The organism is Pseudomonas sp. EL_65y_Pfl1_R83, assembly GCF_963970695.1.
GTDB classification, from domain to species: Bacteria; Pseudomonadota; Gammaproteobacteria; order Pseudomonadales; family Pseudomonadaceae; genus Aquipseudomonas; species Aquipseudomonas tritici.
This window is the reverse complement of record NZ_CAXAQI010000007.1, coordinates 1-18,612: the sequence shown is the minus strand read 5'-3', so window position 1 is coordinate 18,612 and position 18,612 is coordinate 1. Positions and strand designations below refer to the sequence as shown.

At 59.2% G+C, this 18,612-nt stretch carries 17 protein-coding genes; 6 read left to right on the top strand and 11 right to left on the bottom strand.

The genetic code is table 11. The annotated features are described in order from the left end of the window. Position 1 precedes the first annotated feature (1 nt). Positions 2-442 carry a DUF4399 domain-containing protein gene (locus AACY08_RS12005; protein WP_049711053.1) on the bottom strand — a complete coding sequence of 147 codons (441 nt, stop codon included), beginning with the start codon at positions 440-442 and terminating at the stop codon, positions 2-4. Positions 443-576: 134 nt separating this feature from the next. Between AACY08_RS12005 and AACY08_RS12000 the strand changes: the two genes are divergently transcribed. After that, entirely contained in the window at positions 577-1,071 is a 495-nt protein-coding gene (locus AACY08_RS12000) for a transporter substrate-binding domain-containing protein (protein ID WP_339469609.1), read from the top strand. A 30-nt stretch (positions 1,072-1,101) separates the two neighbouring features. Here the strand turns inward: AACY08_RS12000 and AACY08_RS11995 are convergent, their stop codons facing one another. Both AACY08_RS11995 and AACY08_RS11990 read right to left on the bottom strand, forming a co-directional pair. After that, positions 1,102-1,596 carry a DUF523 domain-containing protein gene (locus tag AACY08_RS11995; RefSeq protein ID WP_339427630.1) on the bottom strand — a complete coding sequence of 165 codons (495 nt, stop codon included), beginning with the start codon at positions 1,594-1,596 and terminating at the stop codon, positions 1,102-1,104. A 2-nt stretch (positions 1,597-1,598) separates the two neighbouring features. Beyond that, the gene (locus tag AACY08_RS11990) at positions 1,599-2,231 is read right to left on the bottom strand and encodes a 2OG-Fe(II) oxygenase (RefSeq protein WP_339415454.1); all 633 of its coding nucleotides are present in this window, start codon (positions 2,229-2,231) and stop codon (positions 1,599-1,601) included. Between the two features lie 131 nt (positions 2,232-2,362). Between AACY08_RS11990 and AACY08_RS11985 the strand changes: the two genes are divergently transcribed. Then, positions 2,363-3,115, top strand: coding sequence for a DUF2059 domain-containing protein (locus AACY08_RS11985; RefSeq protein ID WP_339469607.1), 753 nt, complete (start codon positions 2,363-2,365; stop codon positions 3,113-3,115). A 41-nt stretch (positions 3,116-3,156) separates the two neighbouring features. Here the strand turns inward: AACY08_RS11985 and AACY08_RS11980 are convergent, their stop codons facing one another. Further along, complete coding sequence (locus AACY08_RS11980) at positions 3,157-4,098, bottom strand: alpha/beta hydrolase (protein WP_339415205.1); 942 nt, start codon at positions 4,096-4,098, stop codon at positions 3,157-3,159. 99 nt (positions 4,099-4,197) lie between these two features. Here AACY08_RS11980 and AACY08_RS11975 point away from each other — a divergent pair, with 99 nt between their 5' ends. Then, positions 4,198-4,773: a DUF6436 domain-containing protein gene (locus tag AACY08_RS11975; protein WP_339469605.1), complete on the top strand. Its 576-nt coding sequence runs from the start codon at positions 4,198-4,200 to the stop codon at positions 4,771-4,773. A 31-nt stretch (positions 4,774-4,804) separates the two neighbouring features. Beyond that, positions 4,805-7,159 (top strand): penicillin acylase family protein, encoded by a 2,355-nt coding sequence (locus AACY08_RS11970; RefSeq protein ID WP_339469603.1) that lies wholly within the window; start codon positions 4,805-4,807, stop codon positions 7,157-7,159. 71 nt (positions 7,160-7,230) lie between these two features. Here the strand turns inward: AACY08_RS11970 and AACY08_RS11965 are convergent, their stop codons facing one another. The 7 genes from AACY08_RS11965 to AACY08_RS11935 all read right to left on the bottom strand — a co-directional run bounded on the left by AACY08_RS11965 (position 7,231) and on the right by AACY08_RS11935 (position 15,583). After that, positions 7,231-8,115, bottom strand: a complete 885-nt coding sequence (locus tag AACY08_RS11965) for an ABC transporter permease subunit (RefSeq protein WP_339415202.1) — start codon at positions 8,113-8,115, stop codon at positions 7,231-7,233. Beyond that, complete coding sequence (locus AACY08_RS11960; protein ID WP_445262027.1) at positions 8,112-9,032, bottom strand: ABC transporter permease subunit; 921 nt, start codon at positions 9,030-9,032, stop codon at positions 8,112-8,114. Before AACY08_RS11960 ends, AACY08_RS11965 begins: the two co-directional genes overlap by 4 nt. Continuing rightward, complete coding sequence (locus AACY08_RS11955; RefSeq protein ID WP_003176776.1) at positions 9,029-10,171, bottom strand: ABC transporter ATP-binding protein; 1,143 nt, start codon at positions 10,169-10,171, stop codon at positions 9,029-9,031. Before AACY08_RS11955 ends, AACY08_RS11960 begins: the two co-directional genes overlap by 4 nt. Before the next feature lie 64 nt (positions 10,172-10,235). Continuing rightward, positions 10,236-11,330 (bottom strand): polyamine ABC transporter substrate-binding protein, encoded by a 1,095-nt coding sequence (locus AACY08_RS11950; RefSeq protein ID WP_339469601.1) that lies wholly within the window; start codon positions 11,328-11,330, stop codon positions 10,236-10,238. A gap of 180 nt (positions 11,331-11,510) precedes the next feature. Then, entirely contained in the window at positions 11,511-12,605 is a 1,095-nt protein-coding gene (locus AACY08_RS11945) for a polyamine ABC transporter substrate-binding protein (RefSeq protein ID WP_339469829.1), read from the bottom strand. A gap of 196 nt (positions 12,606-12,801) precedes the next feature. Continuing rightward, the gene (locus tag AACY08_RS11940; RefSeq protein WP_065880216.1) at positions 12,802-14,166 is read right to left on the bottom strand and encodes an aspartate aminotransferase family protein; all 1,365 of its coding nucleotides are present in this window, start codon (positions 14,164-14,166) and stop codon (positions 12,802-12,804) included. A 58-nt stretch (positions 14,167-14,224) separates the two neighbouring features. Next, positions 14,225-15,583, bottom strand: a complete 1,359-nt coding sequence (locus tag AACY08_RS11935; protein WP_339469599.1) for a glutamine synthetase family protein — start codon at positions 15,581-15,583, stop codon at positions 14,225-14,227. 608 nt (positions 15,584-16,191) lie between these two features. On the opposite strand from AACY08_RS11935, the gene AACY08_RS11930 reads away from it, so the two are divergent. Together AACY08_RS11930 and AACY08_RS11925 are read left to right on the top strand one after the other, a co-directional pair. Then, positions 16,192-17,568: a glutamine synthetase family protein gene (locus AACY08_RS11930; protein WP_339469597.1), complete on the top strand. Its 1,377-nt coding sequence runs from the start codon at positions 16,192-16,194 to the stop codon at positions 17,566-17,568. Between the two features lie 247 nt (positions 17,569-17,815). After that, complete coding sequence (locus AACY08_RS11925) at positions 17,816-18,457, top strand: TetR/AcrR family transcriptional regulator (RefSeq protein WP_339469596.1); 642 nt, start codon at positions 17,816-17,818, stop codon at positions 18,455-18,457. Positions 18,458-18,612 lie beyond the last annotated feature (155 nt).

Sequence of the window (18,612 nt, the reverse complement as noted above, 5' to 3'; positions counted from 1 at the left end):
TTTATTTCACATTAACCGTGATGACTTTCGAGGCTACAGTCGGGTTGAACTGCATGTGCAGCTTATCGCCGGCCACCAGTTGCAAGGTGTGCTTGCCTGGGGTCAGGGTCAGTTCGGTTTCGGTCTGGGCCTTGCCGTAGTGAATCACGGTGTCGGTGGCCGGGATGGGCACGCTGGCGTCAGGCAGTTCTTTTTGGTCGACCAGCAGGTGGTGGTGGCCAGTGCCCGGCGTCTGGTCGGTGGCAGGCGCGAGTTTCAAACCTTCCATGCCGAATTTGACGGTGAAGGTTTTATCGACAGTGGCGCCGTCTTTTGGCGAAACGATGAATACTTTGGCGCCTTCAGGCGGCGCACTGCGCGGAATACCGTCTGCGGCGGTAGCCAACATAGACGCACCCAGCATCAAGGAGGCCAGGGTGGCACGGGACAAAAGGGCTTTCATTCGCTTCTCCAGTTTTTCTATGAAATCTGTAGGTTAATGACAACTTCGCGACAAATTGCTGTCCAAGACACTCAACACCATAGCAAAGCGATGCTGAACGGCGCCTCGCACATCTGAAATTTCTAGGAGTGACCATGCGCTTTTCGCCTGGCCTGTTACTGCTACTTCCCCTTCTGAGCCCCTTGGCTCACGCCGAACTGGTCGATGATGTGTTCGACCGTGGCGAACTGCGCATCGCCCTTGAAGCCAACAACCCGCCGTTCAACTTCAAGGAAGGCGACAAACTCACCGGCTTCGAAGTGGAACTGGGTGAGCAACTGGCCAAAGAGATGGACGTGCGCTCGTCATTTATCACCACCAATGATGCTGACCTGTTGCCCGGTGTGGAAAGCGGCAAGTACGACGTGGCAATCAACCATATCGCTATGACTGCCGAGCTGCAGGATCGGTTCGATTTCAGTGAGCCTTACAACGAGAAGCCTGAGCTGGTCATCCCGTTTCAGAAAGGTAACCCGGCGTTCAAGGCGAGTCTGGATAAGGCGTTGGGGCGGGTGAAGGCCGATGGCAGATTGAAGGCGTTGGCCCAGAAGTGGCTTGAAAGCGAGACTCCGGTAGCCAAGGCACAGTGATTTTCGGATTTGACTCAGTCAATGTGGGAGTTACACAGGTTTCGATAACTGCGCCAGCGCTACTAGCGCCTCAGGCAACTCCAACTCACTGAACACCTGCACGCCATGCTGTTTGAGCAGCGCCGCCGTCACGCCTTCGCCGCTCACCTTCACGCCGCTGAAGGTACCGTCGTATGTCAGCAAGTTTCCACAAGACGGGCTATTCGCCTTGAGCACGGCGATGCGGATGTTATGGCGCTGCACCAGCGCCAAGGCCTGGCTGGCGCCATCGAGAAAGGCAGCGCTGAAGTCTTCGCCCTCGGCAGTCAGCACCTGGGCGCGGCCTTCCCACACCTCTACACCCTGCCCGCCCGAGATTTCGGCGGGTGGACGCGGCGTTGGCAATCCACCGGACACTTCCGGGCAGATCGCAACCACTCGCCCTTCGGCTTGCCACGCGGCCAGTTGGTCAAACGGCCCGCTGGCCGCGCCGTCGTAGCGCACCTTGTGCCCAAGCAGACAACGGCTGATCAGAATCTTTTCCATGCTCAAAACGGCTCGTTGCCACGCCGGCGAAACCAGCCGGTGAGGGACAGGCGTTCGCGCGTAGCGGGCATGACTTCGTGGGGCACCTCGCCCGACAGGAACACCACCAGGCTGCCACCGGTGGGCACCACATCGTATTCGACGCCGTCCTTGAGGTACATGCGCAACTGGCCACCATGCTCGGGCAGCCAGGCGTCGTTCAAGTAGATCACGGCCGAGACCATGCGCCTATCGTCGTCACGGAACCGGTCCAGGTGCTTGAGGTAAAACGCGCCCGGCGGGTACATCGCGAAGTGGCTTTCGAAGTCTTCGAGACCGAGAAACAGGCCACGGTTCATTGCCAGGCGCAGGCTGTCCATCAATTCCATATAGGTGTCGCAGACAGCTGCATCGCCCTCTTCCAGCCACTGGATATGGTCACCGCGAATACCTTCGCGAATCTCCTGGGCCGGTCCGCGCCCGACCGCCGCCGGGGCCAATTCACCTTCGGCCGCACGTTTACGGCACTCAGCCGCCAGTTCCAGGGTCAGAGCCTGGAGCAGGAAGCCGTCTTGTCGGGACCAGCCTTTTTCGGCCAGGTCGTCGACAATGCGTTGCAACAGCGGGTGATCGAGGGGTATTTGCATGGCGCGCATAGTATCCATACGCCTGTGAATCCGACAGAGCCGCCGAGCGTCTGAATACACTTTAGTCAGGTGACCGATAGGACTTCTCGACAAATCCTACGCCCGACACGGACAATAGTGGCCGACCGACAGGAGTCCATATGCGTCGTTTGTTTTTTTCCTTGCTGATGTTCTGCGTTTTGCCCGCCTGGGCAGACGGCCATGACCAGTTGTACAAGGTCGCCGGCTGGGCCGAACAACGTGCGCATTTCAATGACGCCCTCAGTGCGGCCCAGCAACGCTACCGCAACAGCCTGCCGCCAGCGGTGTACCAGGCGCTGGTGGACAACAGCAATAAACGCTTTGCCGCCCAGGCCATGGACCAGCGTGCCGAGGTGCAATTGCGCAAGAACCTGGCGGACCCGAAGCCTGCCCTGGCGTTTTTTCAATCGCCCTTGGGCCGCAAGATTGTCGCCGCCGAGTTGCTGGCGACGCGTCGCGACCAACTGGCGAAAAACGCTCAGGGCCTGCCAAAAATCCAAGCCGACGCCACACGCAGCCTGATCATTGGCCACCTGGCCCAGGCCTTGCCAGCCCGTGAGGCCGGTGCGGAAGTCAGCCTGGCGATTGCCGGCGTGGCGGCCGACAGCCTGAGCCAGATGATCCCCGGCCTGTTGGGCGGCGGCCAGGCGCTGGGCATGTTGAATGGCCAGCGTGAGCGGTTGATGCAGCAGATCGACAAGGATTTGAACAACACGCTGCTGTACGTTTATCGAGATTTGTCTGACCCGGAGTTGGAAGAATTCGCTACGTTTGCGGAGTCGTCGGAGGGTAAGGCGTATTACCAGGCGGCATTGGCTGCGATTCGCGCAGGGCTGGCAGTCGGCCAAAGCACCTCAAGTCTGACCCAGTAAAATATGGGAGCGGGCTTGCCAGCACCCATATTTGCATCGTGTTACTTCAGGTTATCCGTCAGGTATTTGAAGTACGCCTCACGAATCTCCGGAATCTCATTCGCCAGATGATGCCTGCCCCGCGCCAGCATCAACACCTCAGGCCTGTCGAACTTGCCGCGCAGCACCTGCAAGTTGTGCTGCCAGTCCACGGTCATATCTTCCTCGCCCTGCACAATCACCGGGCGCCGCGAACTGCGCGGTGCGGCCTCGATGCGTTTAATCCAGCGCGCCAATGCACCTACCCAGGCGGTAGGCAGTTGCCGCGGCTGTAGCGGGTCAGCCTCGAGGAACGGCTTGAACTCGGGATCGTGGGTGTTCTCGCTGAAGCGCCGCGCAATGCCTTTGACGAAAGGCCTCAGCAGGTAATAGCTGACCTGCGACCACCCCCAGGCACGCGGCCGCACCAGCGGCGACAGCAGGAAGGTCTTGCCCTGGGCCGGGCTATCGGCGCCATGGTTGAGCAGGTGATCCACCACCACCGCCCCGCCGGTGCTTTGCCCGAACAGGTGCCAGGGCTGCGGCAGTTGTAGCGCCTGGGCCTCGGCGAACAGTGCCTGCACCACCTGCTGGTACACCGCAAAATCATCGATACTGGCGCGCTCGCCACTGGATAACCCATGGCCCGGCAAATCGCAGGCGATCACCACAAACCCCTGGTCCAACGCCCAGTCCACCACGTGGCGATACAACCCCATATGGTCGTAAAAGCCGTGGAACATGAACATCGTCGCCACAGGCTTAGGCGGCCACCACACCTGCGCGACTACCTGAAACCCTTCTACCTCGAAACGCCCCAGGCGGCTGACCGCCGGTACTTTGCGCGCGGCCAGATCCAGCCCGTAGAAACGCTGGTAGACCCGCGCCTCGGCTGAAAGCGGTTGCGCATCCCCCAGGGGCCGCAAGCTTTCGCGCAGATGATCGGGGTCAAAGGTGACAGGCATAAAGGGTTCCAGACTTACGGCAGAGATGAATATCGAGCTGCGATATTCATCTGTCAGGACAAGCATGGCAAGCTACGCGACCTCTGAGGATACATCTGAATGCGACAGCCCTACCGCACCGCCCTGTTCGCCAGCCTTATCCTGGTTATCTGCACCGGCGTGCTGTGGGCCGCATATGACTGGTTCCAGGGCCGCTACCTGCGCGCCTTCAGCGAACACACGGCGGTGTTTTCCGGCGACCCATTGAAGCTGCCGGCCGAGCTCGCCGGCCCAGGCCCGATTCGCCTGGTGCACTTCTGGGACCCAGCCTGCCCGTGCAATGTCGGCAACCAACAACACCTGGGCGAACTGATCGAGCACTACGCACCCCAAGGGGTCGAGTTCTATGCGCTGCAAAAACCTGGGAGCCACGGCCAACTGCCCGACAACCTGCGCACAATGAAAACCCTCACCGCCCTGCCCGGCGCCGACCAAGTGCCAGCCAGCCCGGCGGTGGGCATTTGGGATCGCAGCGGCAAGCTCGCGTATTTCGGGCCCTACAGTGAAGGCCTGACGTGCAATTCCGGCAACAGTTTTATTGAACCGATCTTGAAGGCCCTTGGAGCGGGGCGCGAGGTGAATGCCACGCACACCCTGGCGGTGGGCTGCTATTGTTCCTGGCTAAAAGGCTCGTAACTCGCCACCCCTCTCTTGGTAAGGAATGTTCATGAAGCGCGTCTTGCGGACTCTCGCGGTTCTTGTAGTGCTGGTGGCGCTCGGCGCCGGCTGGTACGTGTACAGCAAGCAGCCGACCCGCCAGGGCACGGTTGAGCTGGCCAACCTGCAAGGCTCGGTCACCGTGCGCTACGACGACCGCGGCGTGCCACATATTCGTGCCGAGAACGAAACCGACCTGTATCGCGCCCTGGGCTACGTCCACGCCCAGGACCGCTTGTTCCAGATGGAGATCATGCGGCGCCTGGCCCGTGGCGAGCTGGCCGAGGTGCTTGGGCCCAAGCTGCTGGAGACCGATAAGCTGTTCCGCAGCCTGCGCATTCGTGACCGCGCCGCCACTTATGTGGCGCAGTTGGATCATGAGTCGGCGCACTGGAAGGCCCTGCAAGCCTACCTGGACGGGATCAACCAATATCAGGACAGCCACGCCCGCCCGATGGAGTTCGACGTGCTGGGCATTCCCAAGCGGCCGTTCACCGCCGAGGACAGCATCAGCGTCGCCGGGTATATGGCCTACAGCTTTGCTGCCGCATTTCGTACCGAGCCTCTGCTGACTTACGTACGCGACCAACTGGGCAGCGACTACCTGAAAGTCTTCGACCTCGACTGGCAACCTCAGGGCGCCCTGAACCTCGCCGCCAGCGATTGGCAAACCCTCGGCGCCATCGCCGCCCTGAGCGAACAGGCCTTGGCCGACAATGGCTTGCCGCAGTTCGAAGGCAGCAACGCCTGGGCTATCAGCGGCAACCGCACCCAGAGCGGCAAACCGTTGCTGGCGGGTGACCCACATATTCGCTTCTCGGTGCCATCGGTGTGGTACGAGGCGCAGCTGTCGGCGCCGGGTTTTGAGTTGTATGGCTATCACAACGCACTGGTGCCGGTGGCGTTCCTGGGGCACAACCTGGATTTCGGTTGGAGCCTGACCATGTTCCAGAACGATGACCTCGACCTCATCGCCGAGAAGGTCAACCCGGAAAATGCCAATCAGGTCTGGTACCACGACCAGTGGGTCGACATGACCAGCACCGAGCAACAGATTGCGGTGAAAGGCCAGGCGCCCGTCACGCTGACCCTGCGCCAATCACCCCACGGCCCGATCATCAATGACGTGCTCGGCGAGAGTGCCGGCAAGACGCCGATTGCCATGTGGTGGGCGTTCCTCGACACCCAGAACCCGATCCTCGAAGGTTTCTACCAGCTCAACCGCGCCGACACCCTGGCCAAGGCGCGCGCGGCGGCGTCGAAGGTGTCTGCGCCGGGGCTGAATATTGTGTGGGCGAATGCCAAGGGTGATATCGGCTGGTGGGCGGCGGCGCAATTGCCAATTCGTCCAGCCGGTACCAATGCCGGCTTTATCCTTGACGGCGGCAGCGCCCAGGCCGACAAGCTGGGCTTCTACCCCTTCAGCGCCAACCCCCAGGAAGAAAACCCGGCGCGTGGCTACGTGGTGTCGGCCAACGCGCAACCTGTCTCGCCGACCGGCATGGAGATTCCCGGTTATTACAACCTGGCCGACCGTGGGCAGCAGTTGAACGCGCAGTTGAGCGACAAGAGCGTGAAGTGGGATGTCGACAACAGCCAAGCCTTGCAACTGGGCACCACCACCGCTTTCGGCCCACGCCTGCTGGCGCCGCTGTTGCCGGTGCTGCGTGAGGTGGTCAAGGACCCGGCGCAGTTGAAATTGGTGGAGCAACTGGCCACCTGGAAAGGTGATTACCCGCTGGACTCTACCAGCGCCACGCTGTTCAACCAGCTCCTGTTCAACCTGGCCGACGCCGCTTTCCACCCGAAACTCGGCGATGGCATGTTCAAGACCCTGCTCAGCACCCGCGTGATCGACGCCGCACTGCCACGCCTGGCCGCCGCGCAGGATTCGCCGTGGTGGGATGGCAAGCGCGCCGACACCGTCAAGCTCGCCTGGGACAACAGCCTCGTGCACCTCAAGGCCACTTTCGGCGATGACCCAAGCCAATGGCAGTGGGGCAAGGCCCATACCCTGACCCACGGCCACCCGCTGGGCTCGCAGAAGCCATTGGACCTGATCGTGAATGTCGGCCCGTTCCCGGCGCCGGGTACCCACGAAGTGCCCAACAACCAGTCGGCCCCTATCGGCCCGGCACCGTGGCCAGTGACCTACGGGCCTTCCACCCGCCGCCTGATCGATTTCGCCGATGCGGCTCACGCACTGACCATCAACCCGGTGGGGCAAAGCGGGGTGCCGTTCGACAAGCACTATGGCGACCAGGCAGAAACCTACATCGAAGGCGGGTATGAGCAGGCGCATTTCAGCGATGAGGAAGTGACGGCGAATACGCGCGGCATTCTTAAATTACTGCCTGCGAGATAGCGGCCTGTAAACCCGATCAATGTGGGAGCTGGCCACAGGCCAGCTCCCACATTTTTACCGCGCTCCGTCAGTTAGACCGGTGCAGGCGCCCGGCGCTTGTCCGGCTGTTTCCAGCCATCCGCCGCCGCTTCTTCAATCGCTTGCTGGATAGCCTTCTTGCGGTGTTCTTCGGCACGGCGGCTGAAGAACCACACCAGGAAGGTCACCAACGACACCGCCAACAGGATCAAGCTCGCCACGGCGTTAATCTCGGGCTTAACCCCAAGGCGCACCGCCGAGAACACTTCCATCGGCAAGGTGGTCGAACCCGGCCCCGACACAAAGCTGGCCAGTACCAAGTCATCCAGCGACAGCGCGAACGACATCATGCCGCCCGCTGCGAGCGACGGTGCAATCATCGGGATGGTGATCAGGAAGAACACCTTCCACGGCCGCGCACCCAAATCCATCGCCGCTTCTTCGATCGACAGGTCCAACTCACGCAAGCGCGCTGACACCACCACCGCCACATAGGCTGCGCAGAAAGTGGTGTGGGCGATCCAGATGGTGACAACGCCACGCTCTTGCGGCCAACCGATCATCTGCGCCATCGCCACGAACAGCAGCAACAGCGACAGACCGGTGATCACTTCCGGCATCACCAACGGCGCGGTCACCAGGCCGCCGAACAGCGTGCGGCCCTTGAATTGGCTGATGCGCGTCAGCACAAACGCTGCCAACGTGCCCAGCGCCACCGCAGCCAGCGCCGTGTAGCAGGCGATTTCCAGGGAACGCGCCACCGACCCCATCAACTGCGTGTTGTCGAGCAGGCCCACGTACCACTTGATCGACCAACCGCCCCACACCGTCACCAGCTTGGATTCGTTGAACGAGTAGATCACCAAGATCAGCATCGGCAGGTAGATAAACAACAACCCCACTACCAGCATGAAACTCGAGAAACTGAAGCGCTTCATATCTTGCCCTCCAACTCTTTGGCTTGGCTGCGGTTGAACAGGATGATCGGCACAATCAGGATCGCCAGCATCACCACCGCCAGGGCAGACGCCACCGGCCAGTCACGGTTGTTGAAGAACTCTTGCCACAACACTTTACCGATCATCAGGGTTTCCGGGCCGCCCAGCAGTTCCGGGATCACAAACTCGCCCACCACCGGGATGAATACGAGCATGCAGCCGGCGATGATGCCGTTCTTGGACAGCGGCACGGTGATTTTCCAGAAGCTGTTGAAGGTGCTCGAACCCAAGTCCGATGCGGCTTCCAGCAGGCTCTGGTCATGTTTCACCAGGTTGGCATACAGCGGCAGGATCATGAACGGCAGGTACGAATAGACCACGCCGATGTACACCGCGATGTTGGTGTTAAGGATCTGCAGCGGTTCGTTGATAAACCCCATGGACATCAAGAAGCTATTGAGCAGACCGTTGTTGCTGAGAATGCCCATCCACGCATACACGCGGATCAGGATCGCGGTCCAGGTCGGCATCATGATCAGCAGCACCAGCACGGTCTGCATCTCTTTGCGCGCGGTAGCAATGGCATAAGCCATCGGATAGCCGATCAGCAGGCACAGCAGCGTGCTGAAAAACGCCATCTTGAGCGAGCCCAAGTACGCGGCGATATACAGCTCATCGCCCGCCAGCAAACCGTAGTTCGCCAGGTTCAGCACCAGTTGCAGCTTCTGCTCAACGTAGGTGTAGATCTCGGTGTACGGCGGGATCGCCACATCGGCTTCGGCAAAGCTGATTTTCAATACGATGAAAAACGGCAGTGCGAAAAACAGGAACAGCCAGAGGAAAGGAATCCCGATGACCACCTGCTTGCCACTGGGGATTATGCGATCCAAGCGCCGCTTGAACTTCTTCATATTCATGAGCGAAGTACCACGCCGCTGTCGTCTTCCCACCAGACGTAGACCTGGTCACCCCAGGTCGGACGCTGCCCACGGCGCTCGGCGTTGGCGACAAAAGACTGCACCAGCTTGCCGCTCGGCAGCTCCACGTAGAACACCGAGTGGCCGCCCAGGTAAGCAATGTCGTGCACCTTGCCGCTGGACCAGTTGTGCTCGCAAGTTGGCATTTCGGTGGTGACCAGCAGTTTTTCCGGGCGGATGGCGTAGGTCACCGACTTGTCTTCAACAGCGGTGGCGATGCCGTAGCCCACGTAGATGTCGCGGTCCAGGTCCGGGCACTTGAGCACCGCGTGGCCTTCGGCGTCATCCACCACTTGGGTGTCGAAGATGTTGACGTTGCCGATGAACTCGCACACCAGGCGGCTGGTTGGCGTTTCGTAGATGTCGATCGGGCTGCCAATCTGGGCGATCCAACCCAGGTGCATGATCGCGATGCGCTCGGCCATGGTCATGGCCTCTTCCTGGTCGTGAGTCACCATCACGCAGGTTACGCCCACGCGTTCAATGATCTCCACCAACTCCAACTGCATCTGCGAACGCAGCTTTTTGTCGAGGGCGCCCATGGGCTCATCGAGCAGCAGCAGTTTCGGGCGCTTGGCCAGGGACCGCGCCAGGGCCACACGCTGGCGCTGGCCACCAGACAACTGGTGCGGCTTGCGTTTGGCGTACTGGCTCATCTGCACCAGCTTGAGCATCTCGGCCACGCGGGCGTCGACTTCAGCCTTGGGAATCTTGTCCTGTTGCAGGCCGAACGCAATGTTCTGCGCCACCGTCATGTGTGGGAACAAGGCGTAGGACTGGAACATCATATTGATCGGCCGCTCGTAGGGCGGCATGTCGGTGATGTCCACACCATCGAGGTAGATACGCCCTTCAGTCGGGCGCTCGAAACCTGCGAGCATGCGCAGCAAGGTGGACTTGCCCGAACCCGAACCGCCGAGCAAGGCGAAGATTTCGCCTTTCTTGATTTCCAGGGACACATCGTCCACGGCAATCGTCTCGTCGAACTTCTTCGTGACCCGGTCGATTTTGACCAGCACCTTTTTCGGTGTCTGGTCGCCCTCGAGGGCTTTCTTATAGGCGCCGGAGGCAACTGCCATTTACGAAACTCCCAACAAAATTTGCAGCTCACCCGATGTGGGCGAACCTTGGATAGTCTGAGCCTTACTTGCCCGTCTTGACCTTGGTCCAGCTACGGGTCATCAAACGTTGCACTTTCGGGGGTAGCTCGAAATTGACAAATGTCCGATCGAGAACCGCCTGCGGTGGGTAAACCGCTTCGTCGGTGCGTATCGATTGCTCCATCAGCTTGTCCGCCCCAGGGTTAGGGTTGGCGTAACCGACGTGATCACTGACCTGAGCGATCACCTCAGGCTGCAGCAAATAGTTGATGAAGGCGTGGGCTTCCTTGACGTTGGCGGCATCCTTGGGGATCGCCAGTACGTCAAACCACAGGTTGCCGCCTTCTTTCGGAATCGCGTAGGCGATGTTCACGCCCTTGCCCGCCTCGGCCGCGCGGGCCTTGGCCTGGAACACATCACCGGAAAAACCTGCGGCCACGCAGATGTTGCCGTTGGCCAGGTCGGAGATGTATTTAGACGAATGGAAGTAGGTCACGTAAGGACGCACTTTCAGCAGTTTTTCCTCGGCTTTCTTGTAGTCGGCCGGGTTTGTGCTGTTGGGGTCCAGGCCCATGTAGTTGAGCACCGCGGGCAGCATTTCATCCGCCGAGTCCATGAACGACACACCGCACGTGGCCAGCTTCTTCATGTTCTCCGGCTCGAACAGCACGGCCCAGGAATCGATCTTGTCGACACCCAGCACTTCCTTCACTTTATCGACGTTGTAACCGATGCCGTTGGTGCCCCACAGGTACGGCACGGCGTACTGATTGCCCGGGTCGTTTTTTTCCAGACGTTTGAGCAGCACTGGGTCAAGGTTGGCGTAGTTCGTCAGCAATGACTTGTCGAGCTTCTGGAACGCCCCGGCCTTGATCTGCTTGCCGAGAAAGTGGTTGGACGGCACCACCACGTCGTAGCCGGTACGCCCGGCCAGCAGCTTGCCTTCCAGGGTTTCATTGGAATCGAACACGTCGTACACGGGCTTGATGCCGCTGGCCTTTTCAAAGTTGGCCAGGGTGTCGTCGCCGATGTAGTCCGACCAGTTATAAATATTCACAGTCGGGGCGGCCTGCACGCTGACAGCCAGCGTGATACCTGCACCCACCAGCAAGGCTTTGCGAAATAAAGAAATTGGCAAGTGGAGGTCCTCTTGAATAGTTGGGCCTTAAAGTTGTTGCCCGGCAACAAAACCGGCGCGCAACTTACCTTCGATAAACCGATCCGGCAAAACTTTCTGTCATTTAATTTGTAGGAGGCGGTTTGGGTGGGAGCCGACTTGCTCGCCCCCACACAAACTCGCGCCTACAGATTTACCGCCTTATCTACCGGACTTGATCTTGGTCCAGCTGCGTGTCATTTCACGCTGGGTTGCCGCCGGCAAGTCCGCAATGGCGTAGAGCTTGGCCTGCACCTCTGCTGACGGGTAAATGCCTGGATCGCTTGTGATGTCCTTGTCGACCAGTGCGGTCGCCTTCTCGTTACCGTTCGGGAAACGTACGCTGTTGGTGATCGAAGCCATCACTTCCGGCTTCAGCAGGTAGTTCATGAACGTGTAGGCCGAGTCGACGTTTTCGGCATCTTTAGGGATGGCGATCATGTCGAAGAAGCTGCCGGCACCTTCTTTAGGAATGTCGTAGGCCACTTTCACCTTGCCACCGGCTTCAGCCGCGCGGGACTTGGCCTGCTGGATGTCACCCGAGTAACCCACGGCGACGCAGATGTTGCCGTTGGCCAGGTCCGAGATGTACTTGGACGAGTGGAAATAGCCGATCGAAGGACGGATCTTCAGGAATAGCGCCTCGGCTTGCTTGAGGTCGTCTTTCTTCTGGCTGTCAGTCGGCAGGCCCAAGTAGTGCAGCGCGATCGGCAACATTTCGGTTGGCGAATCAAGGAAGCTCACGCCGCAGCTTTTCAGCTTGGCGATGTTCTCAGGCTTGAACAGCACGTCCCACGACTCGATCTTGTCCACGCCCAGCGCGGCCTTGACCTTCTCCGGGTTGTAGCCGATGCCGATCGAGCCCCACATGTACGGGAAGGCGTGCTTGTTGCCCGGGTCGCTGACCGACACGGCCTTGAGCAGGGATTTGTTCAGGTTGTCGTAGTTGGACAGCTTGGACTTGTCCAGCTCCTGATACACACCGGCCTTGATCTGCTTGGCGAGGAAGTTGTTCGACGGTACGACGATGTCGTAGCCGGACTTGCCTGCCAGCAACTTGGCTTCCAGGGTTTCGTTGCTGTCAAAAACGTCGTACACCACTTTGATGCCCGACTCTTTTTCAAAGTTGGCGATGGTGTCCGGTGCAATGTAGTCGGACCAGTTGTAGACGTGCAGCACTTTATCGTCTGCCTGGGCAGCGCCCGCAATTGCGCCCATCAGGGACAAGGCGAGGAGGGTCTTGCCAGCGTTCTTCAAACCTAATGCCTTCATTTGGTGATGCTCCAATTTTTCTTTTTTAGGCCACGTTCTTACAGGGTTCTGCGGCCCGTCTAACAGGGCAACAAAACAGGGCGACAGTCTGGCAAGTTCTGAGGCCGGCTTTCAACCAAAGCCTCATTTATAACGGCTCGATGCGCAACGCTCGAAAGCCGCCGCGCACTGAGCCTAGCACTTAGCCCTGCAATGCCGCCAAAGTCAGGTCCAGGCAGTGGCGAGCCTTGGTCACCAGCTCGTCAATTTCGGCCTTACTGATCACCAGCGGCGGCGAAATGATCATGGTGTCGCCCACGGCGCGCATGATCAGGCCATTCTCGAAGCAGAACGTGCGGCAGATCATGCCTGCGCCCTTGCCTTCGTAACGTTTGCGCGTGGCCTTGTCCTGCACCAGCTCAATCGCACCGAGCATGCCCACGCCGCGCACTTCACCCACCAGCGGATGATCAGCAAGCTCCCTCAGACGTTTCTGCAAATACGGTGCCGTTTCGTCATGAACGCGACTGACGATTTTCTCATCGCGCATGATGCGGATGTTTTCCAGCGCCACCGCAGCGGCGACCGGGTGACCGGAGTAAGTGAAGCCGTGGTTGAAATCACCGCCTTCGTTGAGTACTTCCACCACGTCATCGCGCACGATCAGGCCACCCATGGGGATGTAACCCGAGGTCAGGCCCTTGGCGATGGTCATCATGTGCGGCTTGAGGTCGTAGAAATCGCTGCCGAACCACTCGCCGGTACGGCCGAAACCGCAGATCACTTCGTCGGCCACAAACAGAATGTCGTACTTGGCGAGGATTTCCTTGATGCGCGGCCAGTAGCTGGCGGGCGGTACGATCACGCCACCGGCACCCTGGATCGGCTCGGCAATAAAGGCACCGACGTTGTCCACGCCCAGCTCAAGGATCTTCTCTTCCAACTGATTGGCCGCCCACACGCCGAATTCTTCCGGGCTCATGTCGCCGCCTTCGCCAAACCAGTACGGCTGGGCAATGTGGGTGATGCCCGGGATCGGCAAGTCGCCCTGTTCATGCATATACGTCATGCCGCCCAGGCTGGCGCCGGCTACGGTAGAGCCGTGGTAGCCATTCTTGCGGCTGATGATGGTTTTCTTGTTTGGCTGGCCTTTGATCGCCCAGTAGTGGCGGACCATGCGCAACATGGTGTCGTTGCCTTCGGAACCGGAACCGGTAAAGAACACATGGTTCATGCCGGCAGGCGCGATGTCGGAAATGGCCTTGGCCAGCTCCAGCACCGGTGGGTGAGCGGTCTGGAAGAACAGGTTGTAGTACGGCAGTTCTTTCATCTGCTTGGCGGCGGCGTCAGCCAGTTCATCGCGACCGTAACCGATCGCCACGCACCACAGGCCGGCCATGCCGTCGAGGATCTTGTTGCCTTCGCTGTCCCACAGGTAAACACCGTGGGCTTTGGTGATGATCCGTGGGCCTTTCTCTTTCAATTGCTTGAAGTCGCTGAACGGCGCCAGGTGGTGGTCACTGCTCAAAGCTTGCCATTCACGGGTTTGCGGGTTGTTGCTGGACATACCACTCTCCTAGACTTTTCAGGTGAGGGCGCGCCTTTTCCAGGACGCGCCCGGCGCATCAGACGGCAAAGAGCAGGAATTCCCGCTCCCACGAACTGATCACGCGCTTGAAGTTTTCATGCTCGGCCCGCTTGACCGCGACGTAGCCTGTGATGAATTTCTGACCCAGGTATTTCTCGATGGTCTTGCTGTTTTCCATGCGCTCAAGGGCGTCCTCGATGGTCAACGGCAGGCGCAGGTTGCGTCGTTCGTAACCACGCCCCACCACCGGCGCGCTCGGCTCATGGCCTTCGACCATGCCGATGTAGCCACACAGCAGGCTGGCGGCAATCGCCAGGTAAGGGTTGGCGTCGGCGCCCGGCAGGCGGTTTTCCACACGACGGCTCTGCGGGCCGGCATCCGGTACGCGCAGGCCGACCGTGCGGTTTTCTTCGCCCCACTCCACGTTCACCGGCGCCGACGTATCGGGCAGGAAGCGACGGAACGAGTTCACGTTGGGGGCAAACAGCGGCAGCAATTCAGGAATGAATTTCTGCAGACCGCCAATGTGGTTGAGGAACAGCTGGCTCATGCTCCCGTCTTCATTGGAGAAGACGTTCTTGCCGGTGGCGAGGTCGATGATGCTCTGGTGCAAGTGCATCGCACTGCCAGGCTCGCCGGTCATCGGCTTGGCCATAAAGGTGGCGGCCACGTTGTGCTTGAGTGCGGCCTCACGCATGGTGCGCTTGAACACCAGGATCTGGTCGGCCAGAGACAGGGCATCGCCGTGACGGAAGTTGATTTCCATCTGCGCCGTGCCGTCTTCATGAATCAGCGTGTCGAGGTCCAGTTCCTGCAGCTCGCACCAGTCGTAGACGTCTTCGAACAAAGGGTCGAATTCGTTGGCGGCTTCTATAGAGAAGGATTGCCGACCGGTCTCCGGGCGACCGGAACGGCCAATCGGCGGTTGCAGCGGAAAGTCCGGGTCCTCGCAACGTTTGGTCAGGTAAAACTCCATCTCCGGTGCCACGATGGGCTGCCAACCTTTGTCGGAGTAAAGCTTGAGGACTTTCTTGAGCACGTTGCGCGGCGACAGCTCGATCGGGTTGCCTTGCTTGTCGTAGGTGTCGTGGATCACCTGGGCGGTGGGCTCGATGGCCCAGGGCACCAGGAATACCGCGTTCTGGTCGGGGCGGCAGATCATGTCGATGTCGGCCGGGTCGAGCAATTCGTAATAGATGTCGTCTTCGACATAGTCGCCAGTCACGGTCTGCAACAGAACGCTCTCGGGCAGGCGCATGCCTTTTTCAGCGATGAACTTGTTGGTTGGCGAGATCTTGCCACGGGTGATACCCGTAAGGTCGCCAATCATGCATTCGACTTCTGTGATCTTGTGGTCTTTCAACCAATCGGTGAGCTGGTCGAGGTTGTTACTCATAAATGCCTCTGGGCTGGGTTTCCTGGCATCCGTTAAAGGCCAGGCGTTGTTTGACGCAGCATCCGCGTCGTTTTTTCATTCAGGGTAGGAGCTTACCTGCCATTTGCTGCAGCGTTGCATTCCTCAGGCCAAACTCGTGCAGAATCATGAGCAGCACCCTGCGCGGGAGCCGCTCAGAAGCAGGCAAGAGGAAAGCGAGTGGGCAAAGACGAGGTCAGCCGAGGCGTCAAGAATATTGACCGGGCTGCGGGTGTTTACAGAGGAAGAATTGAATGATGACAAAGCCTGTCTGAAGCAGGCAGAGACGCCAAGTGGAGGCAGGCGAAACATGAAGCACCCCGGTATTATTGCTGTTATGGGTTTGAATCGAGCTTAGCCTTGTTCATTTTTTTACACAACTCCCCCGTAAAAAATACAACACGGCCCGCTCAAGCCTGCGAGTCCCAAGCCTTTCAAACCCAAAAAGCCGCCCCAAAAAGCCTCAAAAAAGCCCTCAGGGCGCTTTTTTAGGGCAAAAAAGGCCTCGCTTGACTTCGGCATGCCGTTCGGGTTGACTGAAACCAGAAAAGATCAATGATTGATATTTTTAACAACAAAGGTGTTGCATCATGTCGGTACCCCCGCGTGCCGTTCAGCTTAATGAAGCGAACGCGTTCCTTAAGGATCATCCTGAGGTTCTGTACGTAGACCTTCTAATTGCGGATATGAATGGTGTGGTGCGCGGCAAGCGCATCGAACGCACCAGCCTCCACAAGGTTTACGAGAATGGCATTAACCTGCCTGCCTCTTTATTTGCTCTGGATATCAATGGCTCTACGGTGGAAAGCACCGGCCTGGGCCTGGACATCGGTGATGCTGACCGAATCTGTTATCCAATCCCCGACACCCTGTGCAATGAGCCGTGGCAAAAGCGCCCTACCGCGCAACTGCTGATGACCATGCACGAACTGGAAGGTGAGCCGTTCTTCGCCGATCCGCGCGAAGTGCTCCGGCAAGTTGTCAGCAAATTTGACGACCTCGGTCTGACCATCTGCGCTGCCTTCGAGCTTGAGTTCTACCTGATCGACCAGGAAAACGTGAACGGCCGCCCACAACCGCCCCGCTCGCCAATCTCCGGTAAACGCCCGCATTCGACACAGGTCTACCTGATCGACGACCTAGACGAATACGTCGACTGCCTCCAGGACATCCTGGAAGGTGCCAAAGAGCAAGGCATCCCGGCCGACGCCATCGTCAAGGAAAGTGCCCCGGCGCAGTTCGAAGTGAACCTGCACCACGTCGCCGACCCGATCAAAGCGTGTGACTACGCCGTATTGCTCAAGCGCCTGATCAAGAACATCGCCTACGACCATGAGATGGACACCACCTTCATGGCCAAGCCTTACCCAGGCCAGGCAGGCAACGGTTTGCACGTACATATTTCGATCCTGGATAAAGACGGCAAGAACATCTTTGCCAGCGAGGATCCCGAGCAGAACGCCGCATTGCGTCACGCGATCGGCGGTGTGCTGGAGACCCTACCCGCTCAAATGGCGTTCCTATGCCCTAACGTCAACTCCTACCGACGTTTCGGCGCACAGTTCTACGTGCCGAACTCGCCGTGCTGGGGCCTGGATAACCGCACCGTGGCGATCCGCGTACCGACCGGCGCAGCCGATTCCGTGCGGATCGAACACCGCGTGGCTGGCGCCGATGCCAACCCTTACCTGCTGATGGCTTCTGTTTTGGCAGGCGTGCACCACGGCCTGACCAACAAGATCGAGCCGAATGCACCAGTGGAAGGCAACAGCTACGAGCAGAACGAGCAAAGCCTGCCGAACAACCTGCGTGATGCTCTGCGCGAGTTGGATGACAGCGAGGTGATGGCCAAGTACATCGATCCTAAATACATCGATATCTTCGTCGCCTGTAAGGAAAGTGAGCTGGAGGAGTTCGAACACTCCATCTCCGACCTTGAGTACAACTGGTACCTGCATACCGTTTAAACGGTTGCTGCAATAAAAAACGCCGCAGGCCTTAGGGGGTTGCGGCGTTTTTTTATGGGTTTATTCCGGGAGACCGAGTTGGCCTCTTCGCGAGCAAGTCGAATCGTCGCACCGCCGCTCCCACATTTGACCGAGTTCCAGGTTTGGAATGCAATCAACTGTGTGTGCGGGCTTGCTCGCGAAGGCGGCCAGGCAGACAACACCGGTTCCTGCTCATACAATGCCTGCTGCCTTGTAGGAGACTTCCATGACCACCCGCCCCGCCGCCCCTCGCAAACCCCGCGCCCGTAGCCAGGCCCGGATAGATGCGATCCTCGACGCCGCCCGCACCTTGCTGGCCGCTGAAGGCGTGGCCGGTTTGTCGATCTACAACGTGGCCGAACGCGCGCAGATTCCCCCTTCGTCGGTCTATCACTTCTTCGCCAGCGTGCCGGCATTGCTGGAAGCGTTGACCGCTGACGTGCACGCCGCTTTTCGGGCAGCCATCCAGGCGCCCATTGAGCACGATTCACTCAAGCACTGGCGCGACCTGTCCTGCATCGTCGAACAGCGCATGCTCACCATCTATGATCATGACGCCGCCGCGCGACAGTTGATCCTGGCGCAGCACGGGCTCACCGAAGTGACCCAGGCCGACCGTCAGCATGACCTGGAATTGGGCGACCTGATGCTTGCCGTGTTCAACCGTCACTTTGAAGTGCCGACGTTGCCCAGCGATGTTGATGTGTTTGCGTTGGCGTTGGAACTGAGCGACCGCGTGTATGCGCGCTCGGTGCATCAGCATGGGCTGATCACGCCGCGCATGGCGGAGGAAGGGATGCGGGTGTTTGATGCGTATGTGGGGCTTTATTTGCCGGCGTATTTGCCTAAGCGCCAAGTCCTGGGTTGACTGGGCCGGCCCTATCGCAGGCAAGCCAGCTCTTATCAAACAAAAATTAACTCATTGTTTTTGCTCTTAAAATTTAAGCCGCTTTAACCAGCTGCAATCCCAGTTTGCGTGCCTTGCGTTCCAAGGCGCGCATCTGCCGATCACGGCTTCTTTCT